This is a genomic window from Streptomyces sp. NPDC043876 (assembly GCF_056435825.1).
This window is the reverse complement of sequence record NZ_JBWKDV010000004.1, coordinates 274536-299933: the sequence shown is the minus strand read 5'-3', so window position 1 is coordinate 299933 and position 25398 is coordinate 274536. Positions and strand designations below refer to the sequence as shown.

Here is a 25398-nt window from a genome sequence, read left to right as displayed (position 1 = left end):
TCCCGGTGGGTCGGAAACGGGGTCCGAGGCAGTCATACACCCTCCGCGCCGCTCCGCGCCGCCCGCCGGTTAGAGTCGTGGGCGGATGGCGCGCGCCCCGACCGGGGAGCGCGCCAGGTCACAGCAGCTGTCGATCACAGGGCTCGCCTCGCGCGGCACAGACCGTTTCCATCCTGCGCCCGCCCTTCCCGGCCTGCCGGCCGTCGTTTCCCGGAGATCGTTTCAGATGCGTGCCGACGCCCCCGCCACCGTGCCCCACCAGCACGCCCAGCAGCACCCGCACCCGCACCCGCACCTCTATGTCCACCCGGTGCGGCCGGCGCCCCCGGCGCGGCCCGGGCCGCTCGCGGCGCTCCACACCATCAGCGCCGCGACCGCCGTCCTGCTCGGCCTGGTCGCCATCGGCGCGATGATCCACGAACCGGTGCTGATACCGCCGCTGGCCGCCAGCGCCGCCCTCGTGCACAGCGTCCCCACCCTGCCCCTGGCCCAGCCGCGCGGGGTGGTCGTGGGCCACTTCCTGGGGGCGGTGACGGGCTACGGCGTGCTCGCCGCGGCCGGCAGCAGCGGCTGGGCGGCGGCCGTGGCGGCCGGGATCACGCTCGCGGTGCTGATGCTGGCCCGGACCCCGCACTCGCCGGCCGTCGCCACCTCGGTCATCGTCGTGCTCCAGACCCCCGAGCCCACCCGTTTCGTGCCCCTGCTGCTGGGGGCGACGCTGCTCCTGGTGGGTGCGGGGTACGCCGCTTCACGGGTGCGGCCGAAGGCGCCGAGGTACCCCGCCTACTGGTGGTAGGCGGGGCCCGCGCGGCGCGTGAGGGTCAGCCTTCGATGCGGTGCTGCGTCCAGAAGGAGGTCAGGTCCGTGGTCGTGACGGCCTGGGCGGCCGCCTTGAACTCGGCCGTGGTGGAGACGCCGTACCAGTGCGACGCGGCGTAGTCCTTGAGCAGCTTGGCCATGACGGCGTCGCCCAGGACGCGGCGCAGGTCGTGCAGGGCGCACTTGCCGTAGCCGTAGACGACGGTGGAGTAGCGGGACGAGTGGGCGTCCCAGTAGGCCATCGAGTTGGTGATCTTCTCCGCCGTACCGGACCACGAGACGCTGTTCCAGCAGCTCGCGCCGGTCTTGTTCTGCGCCAGGTCGGTCGCGTAGTCGGTGAAGGACTCGTCGAGCCAGGGGCTGGTGTACTCGTCGTCGCCGACGATGCCGTACCACCACTGGTGGGCGATCTCGTGGGTCAGCGCGGTGGTGCTGACCAGGTCGAGGACGAAGCCGGGGTACTCCATGCCGCCGAACCAGTAGTTGTTGTCGATCACGGCGTCCAGTTCGCCGTAGGGGTAGGCGCCGAAGCGGGCGGAGTGGGCGTCGACGGCGGACTTGGCCGTGGTGAGCATCGACTGCGCGTCGGAGGAGGTGATGCCCGAGACGGAGTAGACGTTGACCGGGGTACCGGCCGCCGATGTGCCCGAGATCTTGCTGAACGGGCCGGCCGCCCAGGCGAACTCGCGGACCTTGGTGGCGGTGGCGGTGGTGACCGTGCGGCCGCTGGTTCCGGGCGTGTCGACGGAAGCGCCGGTGGCGGGTACGAGCAGGCCGCTCGGGTGGTCGAGGGTCACGCGGAAGTCGGAGGCCAGCGCGTAGAAGGACTCGCCGTTGTTGGTGTACGGGTCCAGGTGCCAGCCCGCGCCGTCCTTGACCGCGAGCACCGGCAGGGCGTTGCCGACCATGCTGAACGCGCCGTCGTAGCCGAACCGGTCGGCTCCGCTGGGGACGGTGATGCCGAGGTCGAAGCCGATGGTGGCGCTCTGGCCCTGGGCCAGCGGCGTCGGCAGGGTGATCTGCAGGGCCGTGCAGCCGACCGAGAGGGCGCCCGCGGTGCCGCCGGTGACGTTGGTGACCGAGATCGGCATGGCGGAGCAGGTGCCGTGGTAGTTGTCCCACAGCCTCAGGTACACCTCGCCGAGCGCGGTGGCCGAGGCGTTGGTGAAGGTCGCGCTCTCGTGCCCGGTCCAGCCCGTGCCGCTCGTGTTGCTGGTGAGGTTGACGGTGTAGGACGGCGCGGCGGGCGTACGGGTGGAGTCCCCGGGCGGGGTCGTGCCGCCGGAGGTGTTCAGGGCGACGTCGTCGACGACAAAGCTGGTCTGGAGGCTGGAGTCCTCGGTACCGGTGAACGCGAGGCTCACGGTCTGGCCCGCGAACGCCGACACGTCCAGCGACTTCTGCACGTAGCCGGTGTTCTTGTCGAGGTTCGAGTACGTCGCGAGCGTGGTGCTGCCGATCTTCGCCGTCAGCTTGTCGTACTTCGTGGACGTGGTCGTCTCTGCCGTGTCGATGTGCAGCCAGAAGGTCAGGGTGGCGGTGGAGCAGCCGGACGGGATCGTCACGCTCTGGGAGAGCGTGTCGGTGTGCGTGCTGCCGACGCCGTCGAGCCAGGCGAACCGGGTGCCGCCGTGGGCGTTTTCACCGGTCCGGTTGGTGATGATGCCGGTCTGCGACTGGGTCCAGGGCGAGGTGCCGCTCTCGAAGTCGCCGTTGGCGACGGCCTGGGACGGGGTGCAGGCGGCGGCCGCGGGGGCCGTGCGCGGGGCGGCGGCCGCCGGTACGCCGGAGAGCGTGGCGGCGGTGAGCGCCGCGACGGCGAGGGCCGTGGCGGCGAGGGTCTTGTGGGGGGTCGTTCTCACGCGGAACTCCTTTTGAGACGGCCGGGTTGACGGCCTGCTCGGTGGCCGCCCGGGCCGGCTTGGGTGGGCCGGTGGGCAGCCGCGGGCTGCGCGCATCGCTCGCGCGATCGCTGGGGTGAGAGGTGTGGCGCGTCCCCCTGGGTCAGGGGATGCAGCGGGAAGCCTGGCAGATGTGACCGGGACATGCCATCAGCGGCAGGTAAAGGTGTTCCCCGCGTATCCCCCGGCCGCTCCCCGCAGCCCGGCGCGAAGTCCCTTTCCCCGTACCGGCGTTGCCCGCTCCAGCGCTCAGGACGCGTCCCCGCCGCGGCCCGTGGTCCCGGACGAACGCCGTCGGCACCTCGGCCACGGCCCGGACGCGCGGGGACGCGTATCCAATGGCGCACCCGGGTTGCGGGGGGTCGTGGGGGCTGGTGGGTTGTCAGGGTGACCGCGCGGCCGATCGGGGCCGCCGCGGCCGAGCCGAGCGGAGACACGTCGTGGCCAAGGCCTATCTGGTGGGTGCGGGCATCGCTTCCCTGTCCGCGGCGGCGCTGCTGATCAGGGAGGGCGGGTTCGCGGGGGAGGACATCACGGTCCTGGAGGCCCAGGACCGTACGGGCGGCAGCCTCGACGCGGCGGGCGACCCGGAGACCGGATACACCATGCGCGGCGGGCGGATGTTCGAGCTGCACTTCGAGTGCACCTACGACCTGCTGCGCTCCATCCCCTCCCTCGACGCGCCGGGCACCTCGGTCACCGACGACACCTTCGCCTTCCACGAGGACTTCGCGTGGAACGACAAGGCCCGCCTGGTCGACGCTTCCGGGCGGCCGGTGGACACCCGCTCCATGGGGTTCTCCGAACGCGACCGCCTGGACCTCGTGACCTGCGTCGCCACCCCCGAGTCGCGCCTCGACGGCAAGCGCATCTCGGACTGCTTCGCCCCGGAGTTCTTCACGACGAACTTCTGGTACATGTGGTGCACGACCTTCGCCTTCGAGCCGTGGCACTCGGCCATCGAGTTCCGGCGCTACCTCAACCGGTTCGTGCACCTCTTCAAGACCTTCGACACGATGTCGGGCATCTACCGCACCCGCTTCAACCAGTACGACTCGATCGTGCGCCCGCTCCAGGCATGGCTGCGCAGCGAGGGGGTCCGGTTCACCCTGAACACCACGGTCACCGACGTCGAACTGGCCGACGGGGACGGCATCACCGCGACCGCCCTCCTCCTCAGCCGGGGCGGCGGCGCGCCGGAACGCATCCCCCTCGCGCCGGAGGACCTCGTCTTCGTCACCAACGGCTCGATGACCGCCAACTCCACCCTCGGCACCACCGACACCCCCGCCGTACTCGACACCTCCGCGCCGGACGCCTCGTGGCAGCTGTGGCAGACCCTCGCGGCCAAACGCCCGGGCCTGGGCGACCCCGCCGTCTTCGACTCCTGCGTCACCGACTCGACGTGGGGCTCCTTCACCGTGACCACCCAGGACCCCACCTTCTTCAAGGCCATGGAGGAGTTCTCCGGCAGCGAGGCCGGCAAGGGCGGCCTGATCACCTTCAAGGACTCCGGCTGGCTGCTGACCATCGTCCTCAACCACCAGCCGCACTTCCACGAGCAGCCGGACGGCACCTTCGTCTGGTGGGGGTACGCCCTCTTCCCGGACCGCGAGGGCGACCACGTCGGCAAGACGATGGCCCAGTGCACGGGGCGCGAGATCCTCACCGAAGTCCTCGGCCACCTGCGCCTCGCGGAGAGCGGGCGGATCCTCGAATCGTCGGTCGTGCGGCCCGCGTTGATGCCCTACATCACCAGCCAGTTCCTGGTCCGCAAGGCCGGTGACCGCCCGCGCGTGGTCCCGGAGGGCTCCACCAACCTGGCCTTCATCGGCCAGTACGCCGAGGTCCCCGACGACGTGGTCTTCACCGTCGAGTACTCGGTGCGCACCGCCTGGACCGCGGTCGCGGAACTGCTGCACCTGGACCGGCGGCCGCCGCCGGTGTACAAGGGCGGGCACGACCCCAAGGTGCTGCTGGAAGCGCTCCACACCATGCACCGCCGCTGAGCACGGGGTGCTCGGGGTGCGCGCGGGGCCGAGGCCCGGCCCCCGTCGCGCCCCGTCACTCCATCGGTGTGCCCGCCTCGCGCGTCCCCCTCCGATCGGCCAGGGTGATGATCATCGGCCCCCGGCCCGCCTCCCCGGCGTCGCCCGCCGTGCACCCACTTCCCCGCCGGAGGACACCTTGCAGAGCCCGCCCTCCCCGCCCCACCCCACCCGCCGCACCGTCGTACGGGCCGGAGCCGGCGCCGCGGCCGTGCTCGCGGTGGGCGCCTGCCCCGCCACGGCCGCCGCCGCGCACCCGGTGACGGCCGGGGCGGCGCCCGGCACCCCGGCCGCCGCCCGGGCCGCGGCGCAGGCCCTGCCCCTGCGGGCCGACGCCACCACCCAGGGCGACGTGCTCGCGGGCTTCCGCAAGGACCACGTCTGCCTGCTCCTCGTGCACTTCCACGAGCCCGAGAAGGGCCGCGGCTGGCTCGGCAGGCTGCTGCCCGAACTGTCCACGACGGACAAGGTCACCCGGTTCAACGGCGACTTCAGCGCCGCGCGGCGCCTGCGCAACGGCGTGGACCCGTCCATGTCCGTCCTGTGGACCGGCGTGAGCCTCACCCACACCGGCCTCGGCCTCCTCGCGGACAAGGACCCCTTCCCCGCCGTCCCGGCGGGCAGCACCGCCGAGGCCTTCCGCGACGGCGCCGCGGCCCGCGCCGAACAGCTGGGGGACACCGGGGACAGCGCCCCCGAAGGGTGGCTCTTCGGGGCCGGCGGCGAGGACGTCCACGCAGTCCTCACGCTCGCCGCCGACGACCCCGCGAGCCTGGCCGCGGCGGTGGAGCGCCACCGGCGCGACCTGGACGGCGCCGGAGCCGAGGTCCTCTTCCGGCAGGACGGCGCCACCCTCCCCGGCGCCCTGCGCGGACACGAGCACTTCGGCTTCCTCGACGCGATCAGCCAGCCCGGCGTCCGCGGCTTCGACGCGGCGGACCCCGCGAACGCCGCGGCCGTACGGGGCAGGCCCGGTGCCCGCCTGATCCCGGCCGGTGAGTTCCTGGTCGGCCACGAGCGCGTCGGCGGACGCCCCGCCGCGCTGCCCGCGTGGGCCACGGGGGGCTCGTTCCACGTCGTGCGGCGCCTCGCCCAGGACGTGCCCGGGTGGTGGGAGCAGGCGGGGGAGTGCCTGGCCGAGCTCAAGAAGTCCGGCGCGGCGCCCGCCGACGCCGACGCGTCCTGGCTCGCCGCCCGGATGGTGGGCCGGTGGCCCGGCGGCGCACCGGTCGCCAGCTGCCCCGCCGCCGAACGCGTCCCGCTGCCCAACGAGGACATCGACGGCACGCTCGACTTCCACGACGACCCGCAGGGCTGGACCACGCCGCTGTTCTCGCACATCCGCAAGAGCAACCCCCGCGCCGGGCTCACCCCCGCGCCCGGGCGGCCGCCGCTGCCCGCCGCCGACCTGGACAACCGCCGCATCATCCGGCGCGGCATCCCCTTCGGACCGCCCCACCCCGCCGCCGGGCACGGCGTTCCGCAGGGCTCCGGCGCCCGGGCCGCCCCCGGCGGGGACGCCGCGCGCGGGCTGCTCTTCATCAGCCACCAGGCCGACCTCGTCGAGCAGTTCGAGTTCATCGCCAAGCGCTGGATCAACAACGCAGACTTCCCGCCCGGCCGCCATCCGCTCCCCGGCGCGGACCCGGTCATCGGCGCCGGCTCCGCCGCGACCTTCGAATCCCCCTCGGCGTCCGGGACCGGCAGCCGTGCGACCACCCTCGCCTTCCGCCGGCACGTCCGGACCGAGGGCACGGTCTACGCCTTCACCCCTTCGCTCCCGGCCCTGCGGGCCCTGGCCGAGGGCCGGCTCGACAACGCCATCGAGGTCCACCCCGGCACCGTGCTGCGCCCGGGCGACGTCCTGGACGCGGGGGCGGTCCGGCTGGGCCTGGAGAGCGACGGCGACCTGGTCCTGCGGGACCGCGACGGCCGGGCCGTGTGGAAGGCGGGCACCTCCGGGGCGGGCGCCGAGGCGCGCTTCTCCGCCGACGGGGAGCTGAGCGTCCGTACCCTCGCCGGGGCGGTGAGCTGGTCCTCGCGGACCACCGGCCACCCCGGGGCCCGGCTGCTGGTCCGCCCCTCGGGCGACGCGGTCGTCCTCCAGGGCGACAAGACCCTCTGGCGCGCCGCCGCCGAGGCCACGGCGCACTGACACCGCGCCGCCGCGGCCGCAGCGCACTGACACCGCCCCGCCGGGACCGTACGACGACACGGTCCCGGCGGGTCAGTCGCCGGGGAAGCGGTCCGAGACGGAGACCAGCAACACGCGGGTGTCCGGGCTCGTCGCGCGCCAGCGGTGGCGCACCCCACCGGTGAGGTAGAGCGTGTCCCCCCGGCCGAGCCGGTACGTGCTCCCCTCGGCCTCGACCTCCGCCGCACCGTCCGCGACGTACATCAACTCGTCCCCACGGTGCTCGAATTCGCGGTCGGCGTGCTGTGCGCCGGTGAACTCCAGGGCGTGCATCTGCTGCCGGCCGCGGACCAGGGGGCGGACCCCGGCGTCGGGGGCCAGCCCCGGGTCCTCGCGGGCCCGGACGACGTCGACCCGTCGGTCCACCGCGTCGGCGGCGGCGAGCAGCTCGACGGCGGTGGTCCCCAGGCCGTCCGCGATGCGCTGGAGCGAACGCATGCTCGGGCGGGCCCGCTCGTTCTCGATCTGGCTGAGGAAGGGCGCCGAGAGGCCGCTGCGCCGCGCGACGGCGGCCAGCGTCAGGTCGAGCGCCCGCCGCCGGCGGCGCACGGCGCCGCCGAGTCCCGGGCTCGCCGCGGGTGTTTCCGTCATGATCGCGTCCTCCCCCGGGTCACCCTACGCGGGCCCGGACGGGGTTCCGCACACCCCCCGGAGCACGTTTCGCACGCCCGTCACACTGCCGACACACGACGCCTCTACCTTCGAACTTGTTCCAGCAAGTCAAAGAAAGTTTGAGGAGCCTGTTGTGCCCACCGTCGACCAGAACCAGCGCCGCCGCCGCGGCACCGGTCTCATCGCCCTCGATCCCGACGCGGCCTTCGAGGGGTACACCCTCTACGCCCCGCTGACCGGCGGCGGCGAGGTGCACCTGGTGAACCTGCGCGGCGAGAGCGTCCACACCTGGACGCTGCCGTACCGGCCCGGCCGCCACGCGCGGATCCTGCCCGGCGGGCTGCTGGCCTACAACGGCGTGCTGCCCGGCCAGGAAGCGCCGTTCCCCATGTGGCACAAGTACCGGGGCGGCGTGCTCGGCGTGCACGCCCCCGACGGGACGGTGCTGCGCGAGCACCGCGACCCGCTCCAGCACCACGACGCCCACCACCTGGACGACGGCGGGATCCTCTACACGGCGCTGGAACCGCTGACGGGGCCGCAGGCGGCCGCTGTCCGGGGCGGAGTGGCCGGTTCCGAGGCGGACGGCGCCGTCTGGGCCGACACGATCAAAGAGGTCGACGCCGACGGGACCGAGGTGTGGTCCTGGCGCGCGGCCGAACACCTGGACCGCGAGGCCTACCCGCTGCACCCCGACTACGCCCGCGAACACTGGCCGCTGATCAACTCCGTGCTCCCGCTCGCGGACGGCAACGTCCTCGCCAGCCTGCGCAGCGTCTCGGCCGTCGTGGTCATCAGCCGGGAGACCGGCGAGATCCTGTGGCGCACCGAGCCGGGCACCGTGTCCCAGCAGCACCACCCCACCGAGCTGGCGAACGGGAACCTCCTGGTCTTCGACAACGGGGTGTTCCGCCCGGGACACGACGTCCCCTACTCGCGGGTGATCGAGATCGACCGCGGCTCCGGGAAGATCGTGTGGGAGTACCACGACCCCGCCAGGGAATCGTTCTTCGCCCCCTTCATGGGCTCCGCGCAGCGGCTCCCGAACGGGAACACGCTGGTCACCGACTCCCCGGCCGGGCGCCTCTTCGAGGTGACCGCCGAGGGCGTGCTGGTGTGGGAGTACGTCGTCCCGCAGTTCGGCGGCTACGAGGAGGCGGAGGTCCGCGGCCTCTTCCCCGCCGAACCGAACGCGGTGTTCCGCGCCTACCGCTACGCGGCCGAGGAACTGCCCTGGCTGGAGACCGGCTCATGAGTACGCCGTCCACGCCGCCCCCCGCGGCCCCGTGGCCCGTACCCGCGCCCGCCGCGTCCCCGGCCACGGCCCCCGATCCCGCCGACGAGCGGATCCCCCTGCGGCGCCTCGCCCCGCTCGCGGTCCAGCACGTCCTCGCGATGGCCGCCGCACCCGTCTCCACCGTCTTCCTCACCGCGGGCGCGCTGCGGCTGACCCCCGCGGCAACCGCCGCACTGCTCAGCGCGGTCCTCGTCCTGTCCGGAGCCGGCTCCCTGCTCCAGTCCCTCGGCGTGTGGAAGTTCGGGGCGCGGCTGCCGTTCGTCATGCTCCCCGGCGGCGCCGCGACCGCGCTGTTCCTCCAGACGGCCGCGGACCACGGCCCGGCCGTGGCCACCGGATCGGTGCTCCTGGCCGCCGCGCTGCTCCTCGCGGTGGTTCCGCTGTACGCCCGGATCGTGCGGCTCTTCCCGCCGCTGGTCATGGGCGTCACCGTGCTGCTGATCGGGATCTCCATGGTCCGCGTCGCCGCCCAGCTCATCGCCGGGCCGGGCGGGCACCCCGCGCCCCGGACCGTCGTCCTGGCCGGTCTCACGGTCGCGCTGACCGTGGCGGCGTACCTGCTGCTGCGCGGCGTCTGGCGGCAGAGCGCGGTCCTGATCGGCATGGCGGCTGCCACCGTGATCGCGGTGACCACGGGCCTGGGCACCTTCAGCCCGGCCGGGGGCGGCGGTTACGCCCTCCCGCAGCTCTTCCCGTACGGGACGCCGCGGTTCGACCTGGCGGCGGCGCTGCCGCTGCTCCTGTTCAGCCTGACCACCCTCGCGGAGATCACCGGTCAGACCGTCCTGAACAGCGAGACCGTCGGCCGGCCCGCCGACCCGGGCCGCGACGTCCCCCGGGTCGCCCGGGCCGACGCGCTGACCTCGCTGTTCGCCGGGGTGCTCGGCACTTCCCTGATGGTCACCAGCTCCGAGAACATCGGCATCGGCCGCCTGACCGGCGTCCGCAGCCGTTTCGTCACCGCCGCGGCCGGGGGCCTGCTCGTCGTCATGGGCCTGCTCTCCCCGCTGTCCCGCGCCGTCGCGGGCCTGCCCCCGGCGGTGGTCGGCGGCTCCGCGCTCGTCGTCTACGCGGTCATCGCCCTGATGGGCGTCCAGATGCTCGCGCGCGCCGAGCTCGGCGACGGGAGCCGCTCGATGGCCGCTGCCCTCGCCCTGGCGGTGGGTCTGCTGCCGCTCGTCGCGCCGGCCCTCTACAGCGGCTTCCCGGGCTGGGTCCGTACCGTCCTCGGCTCCGGAGTGGTCGCGGGCACCCTCGCCGCCGTCCTGCTGCACGCCCTCGCCGCCGCGGCAGAGCGCCCGCCGCGTGCCGCCCCGCCGCTCGCACCCTCGGCTCAGCCCTCGCCGGTGCCCTGATGCTCGCCGCCGGTGTCGAAGTGCCGGTCCAGATAGGCGTCCGCGCCGAGCGGGCTGTCCCGCAGCAGCGAGAACACCTCGTCCCCGTCCGCGGGCCCCGCGTCGGCGTCCAGGCGGTAGCACTGCGCGAGGCGCAGGTACCGGTGGCCGTTCTCCCCGGCGTAGACCGCGGCCTCGGTCTCGGCCCGGGCGATGGCCTCGTCCAGGGAGGTGGCCCGCCACAAGGTGAGGCGTTCCTCGTACGTCGCGCCCTCGGGCCGCTCGTCCAGGTCCGTCCGGTTCCAGAGGAACACGCAGCGCACCGCGTACCAGGACGCGCCGTCGTCGGCCGGGTCCGCCGCTGCCACCGTCTCGTCTCCTTCGTGCCGTGCCCGCGCGTGCTCGGCCGAGTCTGCCACGGGGTACCGGCGGGGCCGGCGGGGGATCGGTCAGGAATGGAGAAGCACGAACGGACCCCGCGCGCCTAGCGTGAAGCACATGGACATCAACCTCTCGCAAGTCTTCATCGCCGTCGACGACCACGACAAGGCGATCGCCTTCTACCGGGACGTGCTGGGTCTGGAGGTGCGGGGCGACGTCGGCGCCAAGGGGATGCGCTGGGTGACGGTCGGCTCGCCGTCGCAGCCCGACCTGGACATCGTCCTCGAACCGCCCCTCGCCGACCCCAACGCCTCCGCCGCCGACCGGGAAGCGGTGGCCGAACTGCTCGCCAAGGGCCTGCTGCGCGGCGTGATCTTCCGGACCGACGACTGCGACGCCCTCTTCGAACGCGTCCGCTCCGCGGGCGGCGAAGTGCTGCAGGAGCCGATCGACCAGCCGTACGGCGTCCGGGACTGCGCCTTCCGCGACCCGTCCGGCAACATGCTGCGTTTCAGCCAGGCACGCGGGCGCTGACGCCCGGTCCGTGAGACGGGCGCGCACCCGGCCGGCCACCCGGCCGGCCCGGTGCGCGCCCTTCGCCCGCCCCACCGCGGATCCGGTGGACGGCGGGCCGGACCGGCAGCAGATCAGGTAGACAGTGGACAGGGACCGGTGCCGCGACCGCGCCGACGCAGCAGACGCAGACATGGAGTGACGATGAGCAAGGCCACGAGGACGGACGCGCAGCCGCCTGCGCCGCACGGCGCCGACAGCCACGACCTGATCCGCGTGCACGGCGCGCGCGTCAACAACCTCAAGGACATCAGTGTCGAGATCCCCAAGCGCCGCCTGACGGTGTTCACCGGCGTCTCCGGCTCGGGCAAGAGCTCCCTGGTGTTCGGCACGATCGCCGCGGAATCGCAGCGGCTCATCAACGAGACCTACAGCGCCTTCGTGCAGGGCTTCATGACGACGACGGCCCGTCCCGACGTCGACGTGCTCGACGGGCTGACCACCGCGATCATCGTCGACCAGCAGCGGATGGGCGCCGACCCGCGCTCCACGGTCGGCACCGCCACCGACGCCAACGCGATGCTGCGCGTCCTCTTCAGCCGCCTCGGCACGCCGCACATCGGCCCGCCCGGCGCGTTCGCCTTCAACGTCCCCTCGGTGCGGGCCAGCGGCGCGATCACCGTCGAGCGCGGCGCCAGGAAGACGGTGAAGGCGACCTTCAACCGCACCGGCGGCATGTGCACGCGCTGCGAGGGCCGGGGCGCGGTCTCCGACATCGACCTCACCCAGCTCTACGACGACTCCAAGTCGCTGGCCGAGGGCGCGTTCACCATTCCCGGCTGGAAGTCGGACAGCTTCTGGACCGTGCGGGTCTACGCCGAGTCGGGCCTCCTCGACCCGAACAAGCCCATCGCGAAGTTCACCAAGAAGGAGATGCAGGACTTCCTCTACCGGGAGCCCACCAAGGTCAAGGTCGAGGGGGTCAACCTCACCTACGAAGGCCTGATCCCCAAGATCCAGAAGTCGATGCTGTCCAAGGACCGGGAGGCGATGCAGCCGCACATCCGGGAGTTCGTGGACCGGGCGGTCACCTTCACGACCTGCCCCGAGTGCGAGGGCACCCGGCTCAGCGCGGAGGCCCGGTCGTCGAAGATCAAGAAGATCAGCATCGCCGACGCCTGCGCGATGCAGATCAGCGACCTGGCCGCATGGGTCCGCGGCCTGGACGAGCCCTCGGTGGCGCCGCTGCTCGCCACCCTGGGGCAGACCCTCGACTCGTTCACCGAGATCGGGCTGGGCTACCTCTCGCTGGACCGGCCGTCGGGCACACTGTCGGGCGGCGAGGCGCAGCGCGTGAAGATGGTCCGCCACCTCGGGTCCCCGCTCACCGACGTCACCTACGTCTTCGACGAGCCGACCACCGGCCTGCACCCGCACGACATCCAGCGGATGAACGACCTGCTCCTGCGGCTGCGGGACAAGGGCAACACCGTGCTCGTCGTGGAGCACAAGCCGGAGACCATCGCGATCGCCGACCACGTCGTCGACCTAGGCCCGGGCGCCGGCGCCGGGGGCGGCACCGTCTGCTTCGAGGGCACCGTCGAGGGCCTGCGCGCTGGGAACACCATCACCGGGCGGCACTTCGACGACCGGGCCGCCGTCAAGGACTCGGTCCGCAAACCCACCGGCGCACTGGAGATCCGCGGCGCGCACACCCACAACCTCCAGAACGTCGACGTCGACATCCCGCTCGGGGTGCTGACCGTGGTCACCGGCGTGGCGGGCTCCGGCAAGAGTTCGCTCGTCCACGGCTCCGTCCCGCGCGGCGCGGGGGTGGTCTCCGTCGACCAGGGCGCCATCCGCGGCTCGCGCCGCAGCAACCCGGCGACCTACACGGGCCTGCTCGACCCGATCCGCAAGGCGTTCGCCAAGGCCAACGGCGTGAAGCCGGCGCTGTTCAGCGCCAACTCCGAGGGCGCCTGCCCCGGCTGCAACGGCGCCGGGGTGGTCTACACCGACCTCGCGATGATGGCCGGCGTCGCCAGTGTCTGCGAGGAGTGCGAGGGCAAGCGGTTCGACGCCTCGGTCCTCGAATACCGCCTCGGCGGCCGCGACATCAGCGAGGTGCTCGCGATGTCGGTCACCGAGGCCGAGGAGTTCTTCGGCAGCGGCGAGGCGCGCACCCCGGCCGCCCACGCGGTCCTGGTCCGGCTCGCCGACGTGGGCCTCGGCTACCTCAGCCTCGGGCAGCCGCTGACCACCCTGTCCGGCGGTGAGCGTCAGCGGCTCAAGCTGGCCACCCACATGGCGGAGAAGGGCGGGATCTACGTCCTCGACGAGCCGACCGCGGGCCTGCACCTGGCTGACGTCGAGCAGCTGCTCGGCCTGCTCGACCGGCTCGTGGACTCGGGCAAGTCCGTCATCGTCGTCGAGCACCACCAGGCCGTCATGGCGCACGCCGACTGGATCATCGACCTCGGCCCGGGCGCCGGTCACGACGGCGGCCGCATCGTCTTCGAGGGCACCCCCGCCGACCTGATCGCGGCGCGCACCACCCTCACCGGCGAGCACCTCGCGGCGTACGTCGGCAGCTGACCCGGCCCCGGAAGCGCCTCGGCCGCCGTGCCCGTCCCTCCCCGCCGTGCCCGCCCGCGCAGGGCCGGCACGGCGGTGGCGCGTCACCCGGCCGGACGGCCCCGCTGGCACCCCGGGCCCACCACCGGCTTGCTGGACCCATGACACCAGCGCACCCACCGCCCCCCACCGGCCCGAGCCTGAGCACTCCACGCATGGCGGGACTCGCGGGGGTGCTCTTCGCCGTCCTGCTCGCGGGCGCGATCGTGCTCGCCCGGCTCGCCCTGCCCGAAGGGGGCGGCGCGGCCCGGATCACGGTCACCTCGGGCCAGCGGGACGCCGTGACCGCGGCCGTGGAACTCGTCCCCTTCGCCGGCATCGCCTTCCTCTGGTTCATGGGCGCGCTGCGGGCGCACGGAGGGGACCGCGAGGACCGCTTCGTCTCCACGGTCTTCCTCGGCAGCGGCCTGGTCTTCGTCGCCTGCCTCTTCGGCGCCGCCGCGGCCTGCGGAACGGTGCTCGACGCCGACCAGCCCCAGGAATTCGGCCGCCACTTCGCGTACACCCTGCTCACCACCTACGCGATGCGCATGGCGGCCGTCTTCGTCCTCGCGACCTCCACGATCGGCCGCCGGCTCGGGGTCTTCCCGCGCCCGCTGGTCCTCGCCGGGTACCTGGTAGGCCTGGTGCTGCTGGTGGTGGGCTCCTCGCTGCCGTGGTCCGAGCTGGTCTTCCCGGCCTGGGCCCTGCTCGTCAGCCTGTACGTCCTGAAGTCCGGCATGGCGGCCCCGCGCACGCCCGCGACCGCGCCCTGACCTCCCGCGCGACCGCCCCCGCGCCCCCGCGTCACTCCGACGGTCCCGCCGGACGGGCCCCGTGCCGCGGCGGCCCGCAGGCTGGTCCCGGAAGCCGCGGGGGTCACCGAAAGGACCACACCTTGCTGAGGCTCGTCGTCGATCTCAACCGGTGCCAGGGATACGCCCAGTGCGCCTTCCTCGCCCCCGATGTCTTCGCGATGCACGGGGACGAGGGACTGCTCTACGACCCGCACGCCGAAGCGGCCCAGCGCGAACGGGTGGCCCAGGCCGCCGCCGCCTGCCCGGTGCAGGCGATCCTCGTGGACGAACTCGACCTGGCCGGCGCGGGCACCCCCGCCGGCGCCGGCACGCGGGAGGGCCCCGATGCCTGAGAGCACCCTGGAACAGCTGAAGCGCTCCGGCCGGATCGTGGTCGTCGGCGCCTCACTCGCGGGACTGCGCGCCGCCGAAACCATGCGCGAGAAGGGCTTCACCGGCTCGCTGACCCTGGTCGGCGACGAGCCGCACGAGCCGTACGACCGCCCGCCGCTCTCCAAGGGGGTGCTGCTGGGCAAGGCCGACGCCGACCACACCCTGCTGCCCCGGCGCCGCGCCCTCGACGCCGAGTGGCGCCTGGGCGTCCCGGCCGACGGCCTCGACATGGCGGCCCGTACCGTCCGGCTGGCCGACGGCGACGAAGTGCCCTACGACCGCCTGCTGATCGCCACCGGCGTGCGCGCCCGGCCCTGGCCCAACGAGGCCGAGGGCGAACTCGGCGGGGTCTTCACCCTGCGCACCCGCGACGACGGCGCGGCCCTGGCCCGGGCACTCGCCGCCGGACCGCGCCGGGTCCTGGTCATCGGCGCCGGGTTCACCGGCTCCGAGATCGCCTCCGCGTGCCGCGAACGCGGGCTGGAGGTGACCGTCGCCGAACGCGGCGACGGCCCCCTCGTCGGCGCCCTGGGCGGGGTGATCGGCGCCGTCGCCGCCGAACTCCAGCGCGAGCACGGCGTCGACCTGCGCACCGGCGTCATGGTCACCGCCCTGGAGGGCGACTCCACCGGCCGCGTCCGGGCCGCGCACTTCTCCGACGGCACCACCCTGGAGTGCGACGTCGTGGTCGTCTCGCTGGGCGCCCAGCGCAACACCGAGTGGCTGACCGGTTCCGGTCTGGGGGCGGGCCCGCGCGGCATCGCCTGCGACGCGGGCTGCCGGGCCTTCGACATCCGCGGCATCGTCACCGACGACATCTACGTGGCGGGCGACGTGGCCCGCTCCCCGCACGCGCTCTTCGGCTACCAGTTCCTGTCCCTGGAGCACTGGGGCAACGCCGTCGCCCAGGCCGAGACCGCCGCCCACAACATGCTGAGCGAGAGCACCGAGCGGCGCCCGCACCTGTGGGTGCCCGCCTTCTGGTCCTCCCAGTTCGGCGTGAACATCAAATCGGTCGGTGTGCCCTCCATGGGCACCGAAATCATGATCACTCAGGGCTCGCGCGCCGAGCGCCGCTTCACCGGCGTCTACGGCTACCAGGGCCGGGTCATCGGAGCGGTCACCTTCGACAACTCGCGCTGGCTGCAGTTCTACGAGCAGCAGATCGAGGCCACCGCTCCCTTCCCGCTCCCGTTCACCACCGTCGACCGCCGCGCCGACGGGCAGCAGCCGATCCCCGCGGACTTCCCCGACCCGTCCGTGCCCACGCACGGACCCACCATCACCCTCAGCGGGTACTCGCCGGCCGACCGCCGGATCACCTTCACCCCCGCCGGGCACTGACCCGCACGTCCCGGAGGACCCGCAATGAACGACGGCATCCTGAGCCGGATCCTGGACTACGCGAACCGCGCGAACCCCTACCCGCTGTACGAGGAGCTGCGCAAGACCCCCGTCTTCCACGACGGGAGCGGACCGTACGTCGTCAGCACCTACTACGACATCCAGAGCCTCCTGCACGACCCGCGGCTCAGCTCCGACTCCCGCAACCTGGCGGCCACGGCGGCCGATCCGCTGGCCGAGGGCGGGGGAGAGGAGGCCATGGCGCTGCCGCCGAGCTTCCTGAAGCTGGACCCGCCGGAACACGACCGGCTGCGCCGGATGACCAACCGGCCCTTCGGACCCCCGCACTCCCCGTACCGCGTCGACGGGATGCGCGGCGGCCTGAAGGACATCGTCACCGGGCTCATCGACGGCCTCGGCGACCCCGACGGGATCGACCTGGTCGACCAGTTCGCGTACCCGTTCCCCGTGACGATGATCTGCCAGCTGCTGGGCGTGCCCCGCGAGGACGAGGCCCGCTTCCACGTCTGGGCCGACACCCTCGCCGCGAGCCTGGACCCCGATCCGGAGGCCGACCCGGCCGAGCGGCAACGGGCCACCCACGACTCCCGGATGGAACTCGGCATGTACCTGGCCGGGCTGATCGAGGAGCGGCGCAAGGACCCCGGCGACGACATGCTCTCCCAACTGGCCGCGGGACACGGGCCGGACGGGTCCATGTCCACGATGGAGCTGCTCAGCACCGCCGCCCTGCTGCTCATCGCCGGGCACGAGACCACGGTCAACCTGATCACCAACGGCATGCTGACCCTGCTGCGCAACCCGGACGTCCTGCGGCGGCTGCGCGAGGAACCGGGGCTGGCCGTCCCCCTCGTCGAGGAGCTGCTGCGCTTCGAACCGCCGGTGCAGCTTCTGCCGCAGCGCACGCCCCTCGTCGACATCGAGGTCCGCGGGGTGACCATCCCCAAGGGGTCCTCGATGTGGCTGATCCTGGCCTCCGGCAACCGGGACCCGGCCCGCTTCGCCGACCCGGACCGCTTCGACCCGTACCGCAGGGACATCCAGCACCTGGGGCTCGGCAGCGGCATCCACAGCTGCTTCGGCGCCCCGCTGGCGCGCCTGGAAGCGCAGCTCGCGCTCAGCGAACTGGCCAGGAGGCTGGAGAACCCCCGCCTCCTGGAGGACCCCCCGCCCTACCGGCAGAACGCGGTCCTGCGCGGCCCCCGCCACCTGCGGATCGCGTGTGACGGGATCCGCCCCTGAGTCACGCCGACGCCCTCGCCCGCCACCACTCCACCGTGGCCCGGACCTGGGCGTCGACCGGGGTGGCGCGGAGCCCGAACGCCGCCTCGTACGCCCGCGAGTCGAGCACGAAGGGGCGGTCGAACTGGTAGCGGACCTCCCTCAGTTCGCGGATCAGCGGGGAGAAGAGGGCGGCGGCGCCGAGCACGGCGGACGGAATCCCGCGCACCGCGACAGGTTCTGTCCCCGCCCGGGCGGCGAGCAGCGCGACCATCTCCCCGGCGGAGCGGGCCGGTTCCGTCGGGACGTGCCAGGCGCGCCCCAGGGCCCGCTCGTCGCCCGCGACCTCGACCAGGGCCCGGGCCACGTCCGGGACGTAGCTCCAGCTGTGCGGGGCGTCCGGATCCCCGATCACGGAGACCGGCTTGCCGCGCAGTACGCGCGGCACCACCCGCGCGGCCAGGTGTCCGCCGTCGGTCACACCGGGCCCGAAGAAGTCCGAGGCCCGGACCTCGACCGCGCTGACCCGGCCCTGCTCGTGCAGGGCCCGCGCCCGCTCCCACACCTCGGCGCGCACCCGCCCCTTGGGCCCGGTCGCCGCCGGCGGCAGCGCCTCGGTCAGCGGGCCGTCCACCGGTCCGTACCCGTAGAGGTTGCCCAGCAGGACGAGGACCGCTCCGGTCGCCTCGGCCGCCGCGAGGAGGGACGCGGCCAGGGGCGGCCACGCGTCCGCCCAGCGGTGGTAGGGCGGGGCCGCGCAGCCGAAGACGGCAGCCGCACCCCGTGCCGCGGCGGTCAGCCGCTCGCTGTCGGCGGCGTCCAGCGCGACGTGCTCGATGCCGGGTTCGGGGTCGCGGCCCGACCGGGTGACGACCCGCACCGAGTGACCCCGTTCGACCAGCAGCCGAGCGGTGGCGGCCCCGGCGGGTCCGAATCCGACGACGAGGTAATGGCTCATCAGGGCAGCCTAGCGCGCGTGCGCGGGGCGCTCGGGGCCGGTTCCGTCAAGGGCCTTCGGCCCCGGTGGCGCCGGGCGCCGGGGCTTCGGCGCGGTGGACCAACCGGTAGCCGTATCCGCGTTTGTGCCCGCGCTCGGCGGTGTGCCGGACCCTGGCCCGCCGGACCGCCGCCTCCACGAGGCCGTTGACGGTGGCGTTGCTCCGCCGCATGCGGGTGAGCTGCTCCCGGGTGAGACCCGCCGCGCGGGCCGCGGTGCCGAGGTGGCCGTCCCTGGCCAGGGAGCGCAGCAGGATGCCGAGGGCGAAGCCGGTCAACGGCCCCTGCGGCGCAACCCGTCCGGCACCGGCACCGGCACCGGCACGGCCACCGGCCAGGGCCGCGGCCGCGGTCATGGCCGTGTCGAAGACCGGGTCCCGGCGCCAGTGGGCCAGCAGGGATTCCGACGTGCCCGCGGCGGCGGCGCACCCCGCCGGCCCCAGACCCATGGCCGCCGCGTGCAGGGCGTGGGCGCGGCGCACGGCGGTTTCCGCGGTGAGGTCCGGCTGCCCGTGGACGGCCGTGATCAGCTCCTGGTCCACGTCGTCCGTGCCGACGAGCCGGTCGACCACGCGCTCCGCCCAGACCTGGAGCCGGTCCGCTTCCTCTGGTGCCGGGTTGTTCACGTGCCGCGCGCCTCCTGCCGGACCGCCGGCCCGTTTCGGCCGTCGAGCCCATTGTGCGCGGCAGGCCGCCGAAAGCGCCCACCGCCGGGTCCGGCGGGCCGTTACCGGGGACGCGCCGCGCCGTCGCCTACAGTGCGGTGGACCTCCAGGCCGAGCGCCAGAACGGATCCGTCGGTTGACTCCCAGGTACGGCCGTACGTACGGCTCCCGGTGCGCGTATGCCGCGCCCGCGCACGCCGCGCCCCTCGGCGGCCCGGCCCGCGCGGGGGCGACCGGCCCCGCCCGGACCCGGCGCCGGTCCGGGCCGCCGTGAGCGCGCGCGGCCGGTCCGTCACCGGTACCGGAACCCGTACCGCCCTCGCACGCCGCGCCAGCTGGCTGGCGCTCGTCTCCCTGGCGCTGTTCGTCCTGCTGGCGGTCTGGGTCACGCACGGCGGGGATCCGCGGCTGCCCGCCGACACGGGGCCGCACCGCTGGTCCGTGGCGCACCGGCCGCCCGTCGCCTCGGCCCTGGCCCGGGCGGTCACCGACACCGGTACCGGGTTCATCCCGTACGCCCTGCTGCTGGCGGCCGGGTGGTACGCGGGCCGCACCACCCGGGGGCGGGCCCGTACGGCGGCCGCGCTGCTGCTGTGCCTCGGTGCGGGACAGGCCCTGCGCTACGCGGCCATGGTGGGGATCGCCCGTCCGCGCCCCGCCGCCGCCGACTGGGCGGTGCACGCTTCGGGGTGGTCCTTTCCCTCGGGTCACAGCGCCACCGCCGCGATGACCGCCGGGCTCCTGATCGCCGCGCTGGTCCTGCGCGGCCCCCCGGTGCCCCGCTTCCCCGTCGTGCTCATCGCCTGCTGGGGCGCGGCGGTGGGTCTTTCGCGGATCTACCTGGGCGTGCACTGGCCCACCGACGTGCTCGGCGGCTGGCTCTTCGCGACCGCGTGGCTCTCCCTCCTCGCCCGCGCCTTCCTGTGGCGCACCGGAGCCCGGAACCCGGTCGCCTGACGGAAGACCGGACAACCGGGAGGGCCGGTCAGGCGCCGGTGAAGAGGTCTTCGCGTGCGTCGTCGAGGATGAAACCGTTGTCGAAGCGGACGCGGACCGTCGCGCGCAGCCGCTGCGCCTGGTAGGCGGCCCAGTCGGGCTCCAGCGCCGCGACCTTCTCTTCGAGCTGCTTCCCGCTGGCCGGGGGCATCGTGTGGCCGAACGCGTCCAGCAGGGACTTCAGCCGGAGGTACTCGGCGGCCTCGGGGCTCTGCTCGTCATGGGTGACCACGCGCTCCACGACCCCGGGCGTGCCCGCCGCCAGGGACAGGGACCCGGCGACGGCTGCCGCCCCGCCGCAGCCGTCCGTCGTCGCGACCCACTCGGTGAGCCTGGTGTCCGCCGCGAGCCGTACCCGCTGGCCTTCATGGAGGGTCATGGAACCTTCATCCCGTCGATCGAGCGCGCCGGCGTCCGGCGGGCCGCGCCCATTATCGGCCCGGACGCGGCAACGCGGCGCCGCGGGGGGCCTTCGCCCCACGGCGCCGCGCGGGCGGCGGGCCGCGCCGGACGGGTGAGCGGCGCGATCCGTCACACGGGCCGCGGCGCGAGCGCCTACCGGCCGCCGCCGCCGATGGTCCTGCGGATCCAGTCCGCGTAGGCGGGCACGTTGCCGTACAGCCCCGGCCCCTGCGAGCAGGGCACGCCAGGGGCGCCGGGACCGGAGGTGGTGCCGACGAGCTCCCACCGGCCGCCCTTGCCCCGCTGGATCTGCGGGCCGCCCGAATCCCCGAAGCACGCCATGGCGTCCGGCACCCGGCTGATCGTGCACAACCGGGTGTCCGCCGCGAATCCGGGCGCGCACTCGCTGTCCGCGCCCCGGCGGGCGGGCAGCTCCTGCAGCCGGTCCGCGAAGCGGGCGTCGGAGAGCCGGGTGATGTCGATGACCGTACCGAAGCCGAGCAGCCGGGTCGGCGTGCCCGGCTTGCCGGCCCGGTCCGCGATGCGGATGGGCTTCTCGTCGACCGGCCGGTCCAGCCGGATCAGGGCCATGTCGTCCTTGTTGGCGTTCCCCTGGCCGTTCACGTAGCCCGGATGGACGATCGTCTTGTCGATCGTGCGGACGGTGCCGCCGGACTGCCGCTGCTTGCTGCCGATGCGGACGGTGCCGTCGAGCACGACCTCGGGTTCCGCCACGCAGTGGGCGGCCGTGAGCACCCACCGGGGGGCGATGAGCGTCCCTCCGCAGACGCCGTCGTCCAGCTGCAGGCTCGGGGCCTTCATCGGGATCGAGACCATGAACGGGTACCGCTCGGTGGAATCGCCGCCGTTGACGATGGCCCCGGCGCTCCCGCTCATGGCGGTGGCGCAGGCCGCGGTGGCGAGGGCGACGACGGCAGCGGCGCGTGCACCACGACGGCGCACCGCCTTCACGCTGATCACAAAAAGTTCCTTCCGGCGGAAACTGGTACGTGTCCAGCCTGCGGGCCCGTGATCCATCGAACCATCCGGCCAACGGGCCCCCGACGGGTGGGGACAACCCCACTCCCGGGGGCGGGCTCTCACCCCGTCGCCGCAGGTGGGGCCGTGCGCCGGACGTCCGCGGTGAGCGAGTCGAGCCAGGCGAGCACGGTGAAGAAGCGCGGCGGGGCCACCTCCGGTGGCCCGCCCGGCGGGCACGCCACGGGGCCCGGGCCGGGCGCGCCCGGCGTCATCCCCCGCAGCAGACCGGCCACCTCGGCCGCACGTCCGCACAGCCACGCGCCCTCCTGCGCACCGAGGGCCGGCCCACCGGGTCCCAGCAGCCGCCTCGAACCCCACAGCACGTGGTGGCCGGTCATCATGCGCGCCTGCCAGTCCGGCGGGCCCCCGGCGGCTCCCACCGCCCCGGCGGACCCGGCACCCTCCGCGGTGCCCGCCGGCTCGCTCTGGTACTGCGCGTACGCCGACTCCGCGAGCGACAGGGCGAGTTGGAGCGGGCGGTCGTCGGGGACGGCTCCCGGGCCGCCCAGCGCCGCGGCGGCCGTGGCCCCTTCGACCGTCTCGGCCGCCCGCGCGAGCATCAGGGCCACCGCCCGCCGCAGTTCCTCCCGCGCCCCCCGCGGCCAGGCGAGCAGCCCGAACACGACGCCGATCAGGCTGCCGACGACCACGTCCATGATCCTGATCTCGGCCAGCCGCCAGGTGACCGGCGCCAGTTGGGCGAAGACGAAGGCCACGACGAGGGTGAACATGCCCTGCGCCCACCCCACACCCCGCACCGGTCCCACCCGGAAGGCGACGAGCATGACGAACGGCAGGGACACGGCGTAGACGGTGGTGCGGCCGCCGACCAGCGCCAGCACGGCGGCGGTCACCACCGCGCCGACCAGGGTGCCCAGGAGCGCCCGGCGCACCGTCGCACGGGTCTGGGAGGCCGTGGTCCGGGTCAGGCTGAGGACGGCGAGCATCGCCCAGAAGCCGTGCGGCAGCGACTCCAGGCCCGCGATCGTACGGGCCGCCGCGAGCGCGAGGCTGATGCGGACGGCGTTCTGGAAGTACACGGACCGGGGGCCCGCGTGCGCGGCCAGCCGGTGCCACCACAGGCGGGGGGCGCTCTGCCCGGCGTACCAGAAGCGGCCGGGATCGGTCACGGCGGGCGCCCGCGCCCGGCGGCCCTCCACCGCCAGCCGGGCCGCCGTGGAGAAGGCCATGGCGGCGTCCGCGACCTCCAGCAGGGCCGCCCGGCGCAGGCCCCGGGCCGCGGTCGTGGGCCGCTCGTCCGCGGCCGCCGCCAGGGTGCGCGCCCGTACGCACCGCAGGGCGTCGGCGGCCGCGTCCGGAGCGGCGGGGCCGTCCGCACGGCTCCCGCGCTCCGCGCCCCCCAGCAGGCCCGCGGTCCCGGCGGCGGATACGGCGACCGCGTCCAGCAGCTCCGCTCCCTCGCCCGGCGGCCCGCCCGGGGGAGGAGCGGGGAGGCCCACCAGGCGGCCGAGCAGGGTACGGGCGGCCAGTCCGGCGTGGCCGAGGGCGCGGTCGCGCAGACCCGGCCCGGCGGGCCGTTCGGCCTCGGCCACCCGCAGGGGCCGCAGCGCCTCCCCGGACGCCCGCGCCGCCCCCGCCGAGGCACCGGACAGCGGATACGGTCCGCGGGCCAGCTCGGCCGCGCAGCGGGCCGCGGTACCGGCCGCCCCGGCGGCCAGCTCCCGGTAGGTCGGCGCGGCCGGTTCGGGCAGGACGAAGACCTCGGCGAGAACCAGCAGCGCGAGCCCGAAGCTCACCCCCGCGAGCCGCTCGGCCAGCGTGTCCGGCGCGTAGGGCGGGAAGCACGGCAGGATGTAGAGCAGTTGCAACCCGGGAGCCGCCCCCGCCGCGCGCGGCCCGGCCGCCGCCGCGAAGGCCAGGACGAAGCCGATCAGCAGCATGCCGGCCACGGCGCTCCAGGTCCGCACCGCGAGGCAGGTGCCCGCGCTCACCAGCGCCCAGGCCACGGGCACCGTCCTGACCAGGACGGCCGCCCGACGGCGCCCGGTGCCGGGAATGTGCGAGAGGGCGGCCATGGAGACCACCCCGAACAGCGCGTACGTCGCCGCGACGGGCCGGTCCAGCCCGTACAGGCACACGAAGAACCCGGCGCACGCGGCGAGCGTCGTGCGGACCGCGAGCCGGGCCGCCCGGGCCGGCCCGCGGCCCGCGCCGTCCTCACGGTGGACGCCCATGACTCCAGCATCGGACCGTTCCCCGGCTCCCACCACACCGGCCGGTGCACGCCCCGGCCGTGCGCGCCCCGACCGGCCGGTGGCCCGGGCGGTGTCCGCCCGGGCCACCCCGCCGCTCCCCCCGGAGCCGGCGCTCAGCCGTCCCGCGCCGCGCGGGCCCCTGCGCTCACGCCTCGCCGGGAGCGCGCAGCTCGCCCGTGCGCGCCACCCCCGCGTACCAGTGCGCGCTGGACTTGGGTGTGCGCTTGAGGGTGTCGTAATCGACGTGCACGGCGCCGAACCGCTTCGCGTACCCGTACGCCCACTCGAAGTTGTCGAGCAGCGACCAGAGGAAGTAACCGCGCACGTCCACCCCGGAGTCGATCGCCCGGTGCACGGCGTCGAGGTGGGCGTGGACGTACGCGGCGCGCTCCGGGTCGTGGACCGTGCCGTCCGGGCCGACCACGTCCTCGTACGCCGCTCCGTTCTCGCTGATGACGAGCGGCAGCCCGGGATACCGGGCGGCGGTCCGGGTCAGCAGGTCGTGGAGCGCGCTCGGATCGACCGGCCACCCCATCGCCGTGCGCTCGCCCGGTGCCCGGTGGAAGGCCACGTCGTCCGCGCCGGGCCAGGGGGAGTGCCCGCTGTCGCCGTGCCCGTCGTCCTGCGGCTTCTCCTCGCCCTGCGCGACGTGCGCGACGACCGTGGGCGTGTAGTAGTTGATGGCGAGCAGGTCCAGTGGCTGGTGGCTCGTGGCCGTGTCGCCGTCCCGGACGAAGGACCAGTCCGTCAGCCGGGCCGTGTCCTCGAACAGGTCGGCCGGGTAGGCGCCCTCCAGCATGGGGCCCAGCCAGATCCGGTTGCCCACGGCGTCGATCCGGCGGACGGCCTCCAGGTCCTCGGCCGAGGGGGTCAGCGGGCGCAGCTCGTGCAGGTTGAGGGAGACCGCGATCCGGCCGCCCCCGGGCACCGCGGCCCGCAGCGCCTGGACGGCCAGGCCGTGACCGAGGTTGAGGTGGTGGGCCGCGCGCAGGGCGTCGACGGGGTCGGTGCGGCCCGGGGCGTGCACCCCGGAGCCGTAGCCGAGGAACGCGCTGCACCAGGGCTCGTTCAGCGTGATCCAGCGTTGCACCCGGTCCCCGAGGGCGTCGCCGACGATGCCCGCGTACTCGGCGAACCGCTCCGCGGTCGCGCGCTCCGGCCAGCCGCCCGCGTCCTCCAGCTCCTGGGGCAGGTCCCAGTGGTAGAGGGTGAGGTTGGGCTCGATCCCGGCGGCGAGCAGCTCGTCGACCAGCCGGCGGTAGAAGTCCAGCCCCCGCTGGACGGCGGGGCCCCGGCCGGTCGGCTGGACCCGCGACCAGGACACCGAGAACCGGTAGGAGTTCAGGCCCAGTTCGGACATCAGGCGGACGTCCTCGCGGAACCGGTGGTAGTGGTCCACCGCCACGTCACCGGTGTGGCCCTCGAAGACCTTGCCGGGGGTGTGGGAGAAGGTGTCCCAGATGGACGGGGTCCGGCCGTCCTCGCGGGCGGCGCCCTCGATCTGGTAGGCGGCGGTGGCCGTGCCCCACAGGAAGTCGGGCGGGAAGGTGCGGGCGGAGGTGAGTGGCCGGGTCTCGGACGCGGTCATGGAGGA

Annotated in this window: 21 protein-coding genes; 12 read left to right on the top strand and 9 right to left on the bottom strand. The window is 74.4% G+C overall.

What is annotated here, in order from left to right:
- Positions 1-226 precede the first annotated feature (226 nt).
- The gene (locus tag AC0693_RS15155; protein ID WP_468465524.1) at positions 227-796 is read left to right on the top strand and encodes an HPP family protein; all 570 of its coding nucleotides are present in this window, start codon (positions 227-229) and stop codon (positions 794-796) included.
- Between the two features lie 25 nt (positions 797-821).
- Here the strand turns inward: AC0693_RS15155 and AC0693_RS15150 are convergent, their stop codons facing one another.
- A complete protein-coding gene (locus AC0693_RS15150; RefSeq protein WP_478802045.1) occupies positions 822-2681 on the bottom strand; it encodes a M1 family metallopeptidase in 1860 nt (619 codons plus the stop codon).
- Between the two features lie 479 nt (positions 2682-3160).
- Between AC0693_RS15150 and AC0693_RS15145 the strand changes: the two genes are divergently transcribed.
- Together AC0693_RS15145 and AC0693_RS15140 are read left to right on the top strand one after the other, a co-directional pair.
- Positions 3161-4729, top strand: coding sequence for an oleate hydratase (locus AC0693_RS15145; protein WP_478802044.1), 1569 nt, complete (start codon positions 3161-3163; stop codon positions 4727-4729).
- Positions 4730-4907: 178 nt separating this feature from the next.
- A complete protein-coding gene (locus tag AC0693_RS15140) occupies positions 4908-6923 on the top strand; it encodes a Dyp-type peroxidase (RefSeq protein ID WP_478802043.1) in 2016 nt (671 codons plus the stop codon).
- A gap of 72 nt (positions 6924-6995) precedes the next feature.
- Here AC0693_RS15140 and AC0693_RS15135 read toward each other — a convergent pair whose 3' ends face one another.
- Positions 6996-7553 (bottom strand): helix-turn-helix domain-containing protein, encoded by a 558-nt coding sequence (locus AC0693_RS15135; RefSeq protein ID WP_356415949.1) that lies wholly within the window; start codon positions 7551-7553, stop codon positions 6996-6998.
- Between the two features lie 154 nt (positions 7554-7707).
- On the opposite strand from AC0693_RS15135, the gene AC0693_RS15130 reads away from it, so the two are divergent.
- On the top strand, positions 7708-8829 hold the full coding sequence (locus AC0693_RS15130; protein ID WP_478802042.1) for an arylsulfotransferase family protein: 1122 nt from the start codon (positions 7708-7710) through the stop codon (positions 8827-8829).
- Complete coding sequence (locus AC0693_RS15125; RefSeq protein ID WP_478802041.1) at positions 8826-10226, top strand: uracil-xanthine permease family protein; 1401 nt, start codon at positions 8826-8828, stop codon at positions 10224-10226. Before AC0693_RS15130 ends, AC0693_RS15125 begins: the two co-directional genes overlap by 4 nt.
- On the opposite strand, the gene AC0693_RS15120 is transcribed toward AC0693_RS15125, so the two are convergent.
- Positions 10205-10573, bottom strand: a complete 369-nt coding sequence (locus AC0693_RS15120) for a hypothetical protein (protein WP_478802040.1) — start codon at positions 10571-10573, stop codon at positions 10205-10207. The two genes, AC0693_RS15125 and AC0693_RS15120, sit on opposite strands and share 22 nt — an antisense overlap.
- 130 nt (positions 10574-10703) lie before the next feature.
- Between AC0693_RS15120 and AC0693_RS15115 the strand changes: the two genes are divergently transcribed.
- From AC0693_RS15115 to AC0693_RS15090, 6 genes are all read left to right on the top strand, one after another.
- The gene (locus tag AC0693_RS15115) at positions 10704-11120 is read left to right on the top strand and encodes a VOC family protein (RefSeq protein ID WP_356415959.1); all 417 of its coding nucleotides are present in this window, start codon (positions 10704-10706) and stop codon (positions 11118-11120) included.
- Between the two features lie 183 nt (positions 11121-11303).
- Positions 11304-13694, top strand: a complete 2391-nt coding sequence (locus tag AC0693_RS15110) for an ATP-binding cassette domain-containing protein (RefSeq protein ID WP_478802039.1) — start codon at positions 11304-11306, stop codon at positions 13692-13694.
- A 194-nt stretch (positions 13695-13888) separates the two neighbouring features.
- Entirely contained in the window at positions 13889-14488 is a 600-nt protein-coding gene (locus AC0693_RS15105; RefSeq protein ID WP_469317222.1) for a hypothetical protein, read from the top strand.
- Positions 14489-14613: 125 nt separating this feature from the next.
- Complete coding sequence (locus AC0693_RS15100; RefSeq protein WP_356415980.1) at positions 14614-14862, top strand: ferredoxin; 249 nt, start codon at positions 14614-14616, stop codon at positions 14860-14862.
- Positions 14855-16246 (top strand): NAD(P)/FAD-dependent oxidoreductase, encoded by a 1392-nt coding sequence (locus AC0693_RS15095; protein ID WP_478802038.1) that lies wholly within the window; start codon positions 14855-14857, stop codon positions 16244-16246. Before AC0693_RS15100 ends, AC0693_RS15095 begins: the two co-directional genes overlap by 8 nt.
- Positions 16247-16270: 24 nt before the next feature.
- Positions 16271-17509 carry a cytochrome P450 gene (locus AC0693_RS15090; protein WP_478802037.1) on the top strand — a complete coding sequence of 413 codons (1239 nt, stop codon included), beginning with the start codon at positions 16271-16273 and terminating at the stop codon, positions 17507-17509.
- Between the two features lies 1 nt (position 17510).
- Here the strand turns inward: AC0693_RS15090 and AC0693_RS15085 are convergent, their stop codons facing one another.
- Both AC0693_RS15085 and AC0693_RS15080 read right to left on the bottom strand, forming a co-directional pair.
- Positions 17511-18446: an NAD-dependent epimerase/dehydratase family protein gene (locus AC0693_RS15085; RefSeq protein WP_478802036.1), complete on the bottom strand. Its 936-nt coding sequence runs from the start codon at positions 18444-18446 to the stop codon at positions 17511-17513.
- Positions 18447-18492: 46 nt separating this feature from the next.
- The gene (locus AC0693_RS15080) at positions 18493-19110 is read right to left on the bottom strand and encodes a hypothetical protein (RefSeq protein WP_478802035.1); all 618 of its coding nucleotides are present in this window, start codon (positions 19108-19110) and stop codon (positions 18493-18495) included.
- Positions 19111-19419: 309 nt separating this feature from the next.
- Between AC0693_RS15080 and AC0693_RS15075 the strand changes: the two genes are divergently transcribed.
- A complete protein-coding gene (locus AC0693_RS15075; protein WP_478802034.1) occupies positions 19420-20106 on the top strand; it encodes a phosphatase PAP2 family protein in 687 nt (228 codons plus the stop codon).
- A gap of 28 nt (positions 20107-20134) precedes the next feature.
- Here AC0693_RS15075 and AC0693_RS15070 read toward each other — a convergent pair whose 3' ends face one another.
- The 4 genes from AC0693_RS15070 to AC0693_RS15055 all read right to left on the bottom strand — a co-directional run bounded on the left by AC0693_RS15070 (position 20135) and on the right by AC0693_RS15055 (position 25392).
- A complete protein-coding gene (locus AC0693_RS15070) occupies positions 20135-20524 on the bottom strand; it encodes a hypothetical protein (protein ID WP_478802033.1) in 390 nt (129 codons plus the stop codon).
- A 176-nt stretch (positions 20525-20700) separates the two neighbouring features.
- Complete coding sequence (locus AC0693_RS15065; RefSeq protein ID WP_478802032.1) at positions 20701-21528, bottom strand: S1 family peptidase; 828 nt, start codon at positions 21526-21528, stop codon at positions 20701-20703.
- Between the two features lie 119 nt (positions 21529-21647).
- On the bottom strand, positions 21648-23783 hold the full coding sequence (locus AC0693_RS15060; RefSeq protein ID WP_478802031.1) for an FUSC family protein: 2136 nt from the start codon (positions 23781-23783) through the stop codon (positions 21648-21650).
- Positions 23784-23949: 166 nt separating this feature from the next.
- Positions 23950-25392, bottom strand: coding sequence for a GH1 family beta-glucosidase (locus AC0693_RS15055; RefSeq protein WP_356413466.1), 1443 nt, complete (start codon positions 25390-25392; stop codon positions 23950-23952).
- Positions 25393-25398: the final 6 nt, after the last annotated feature.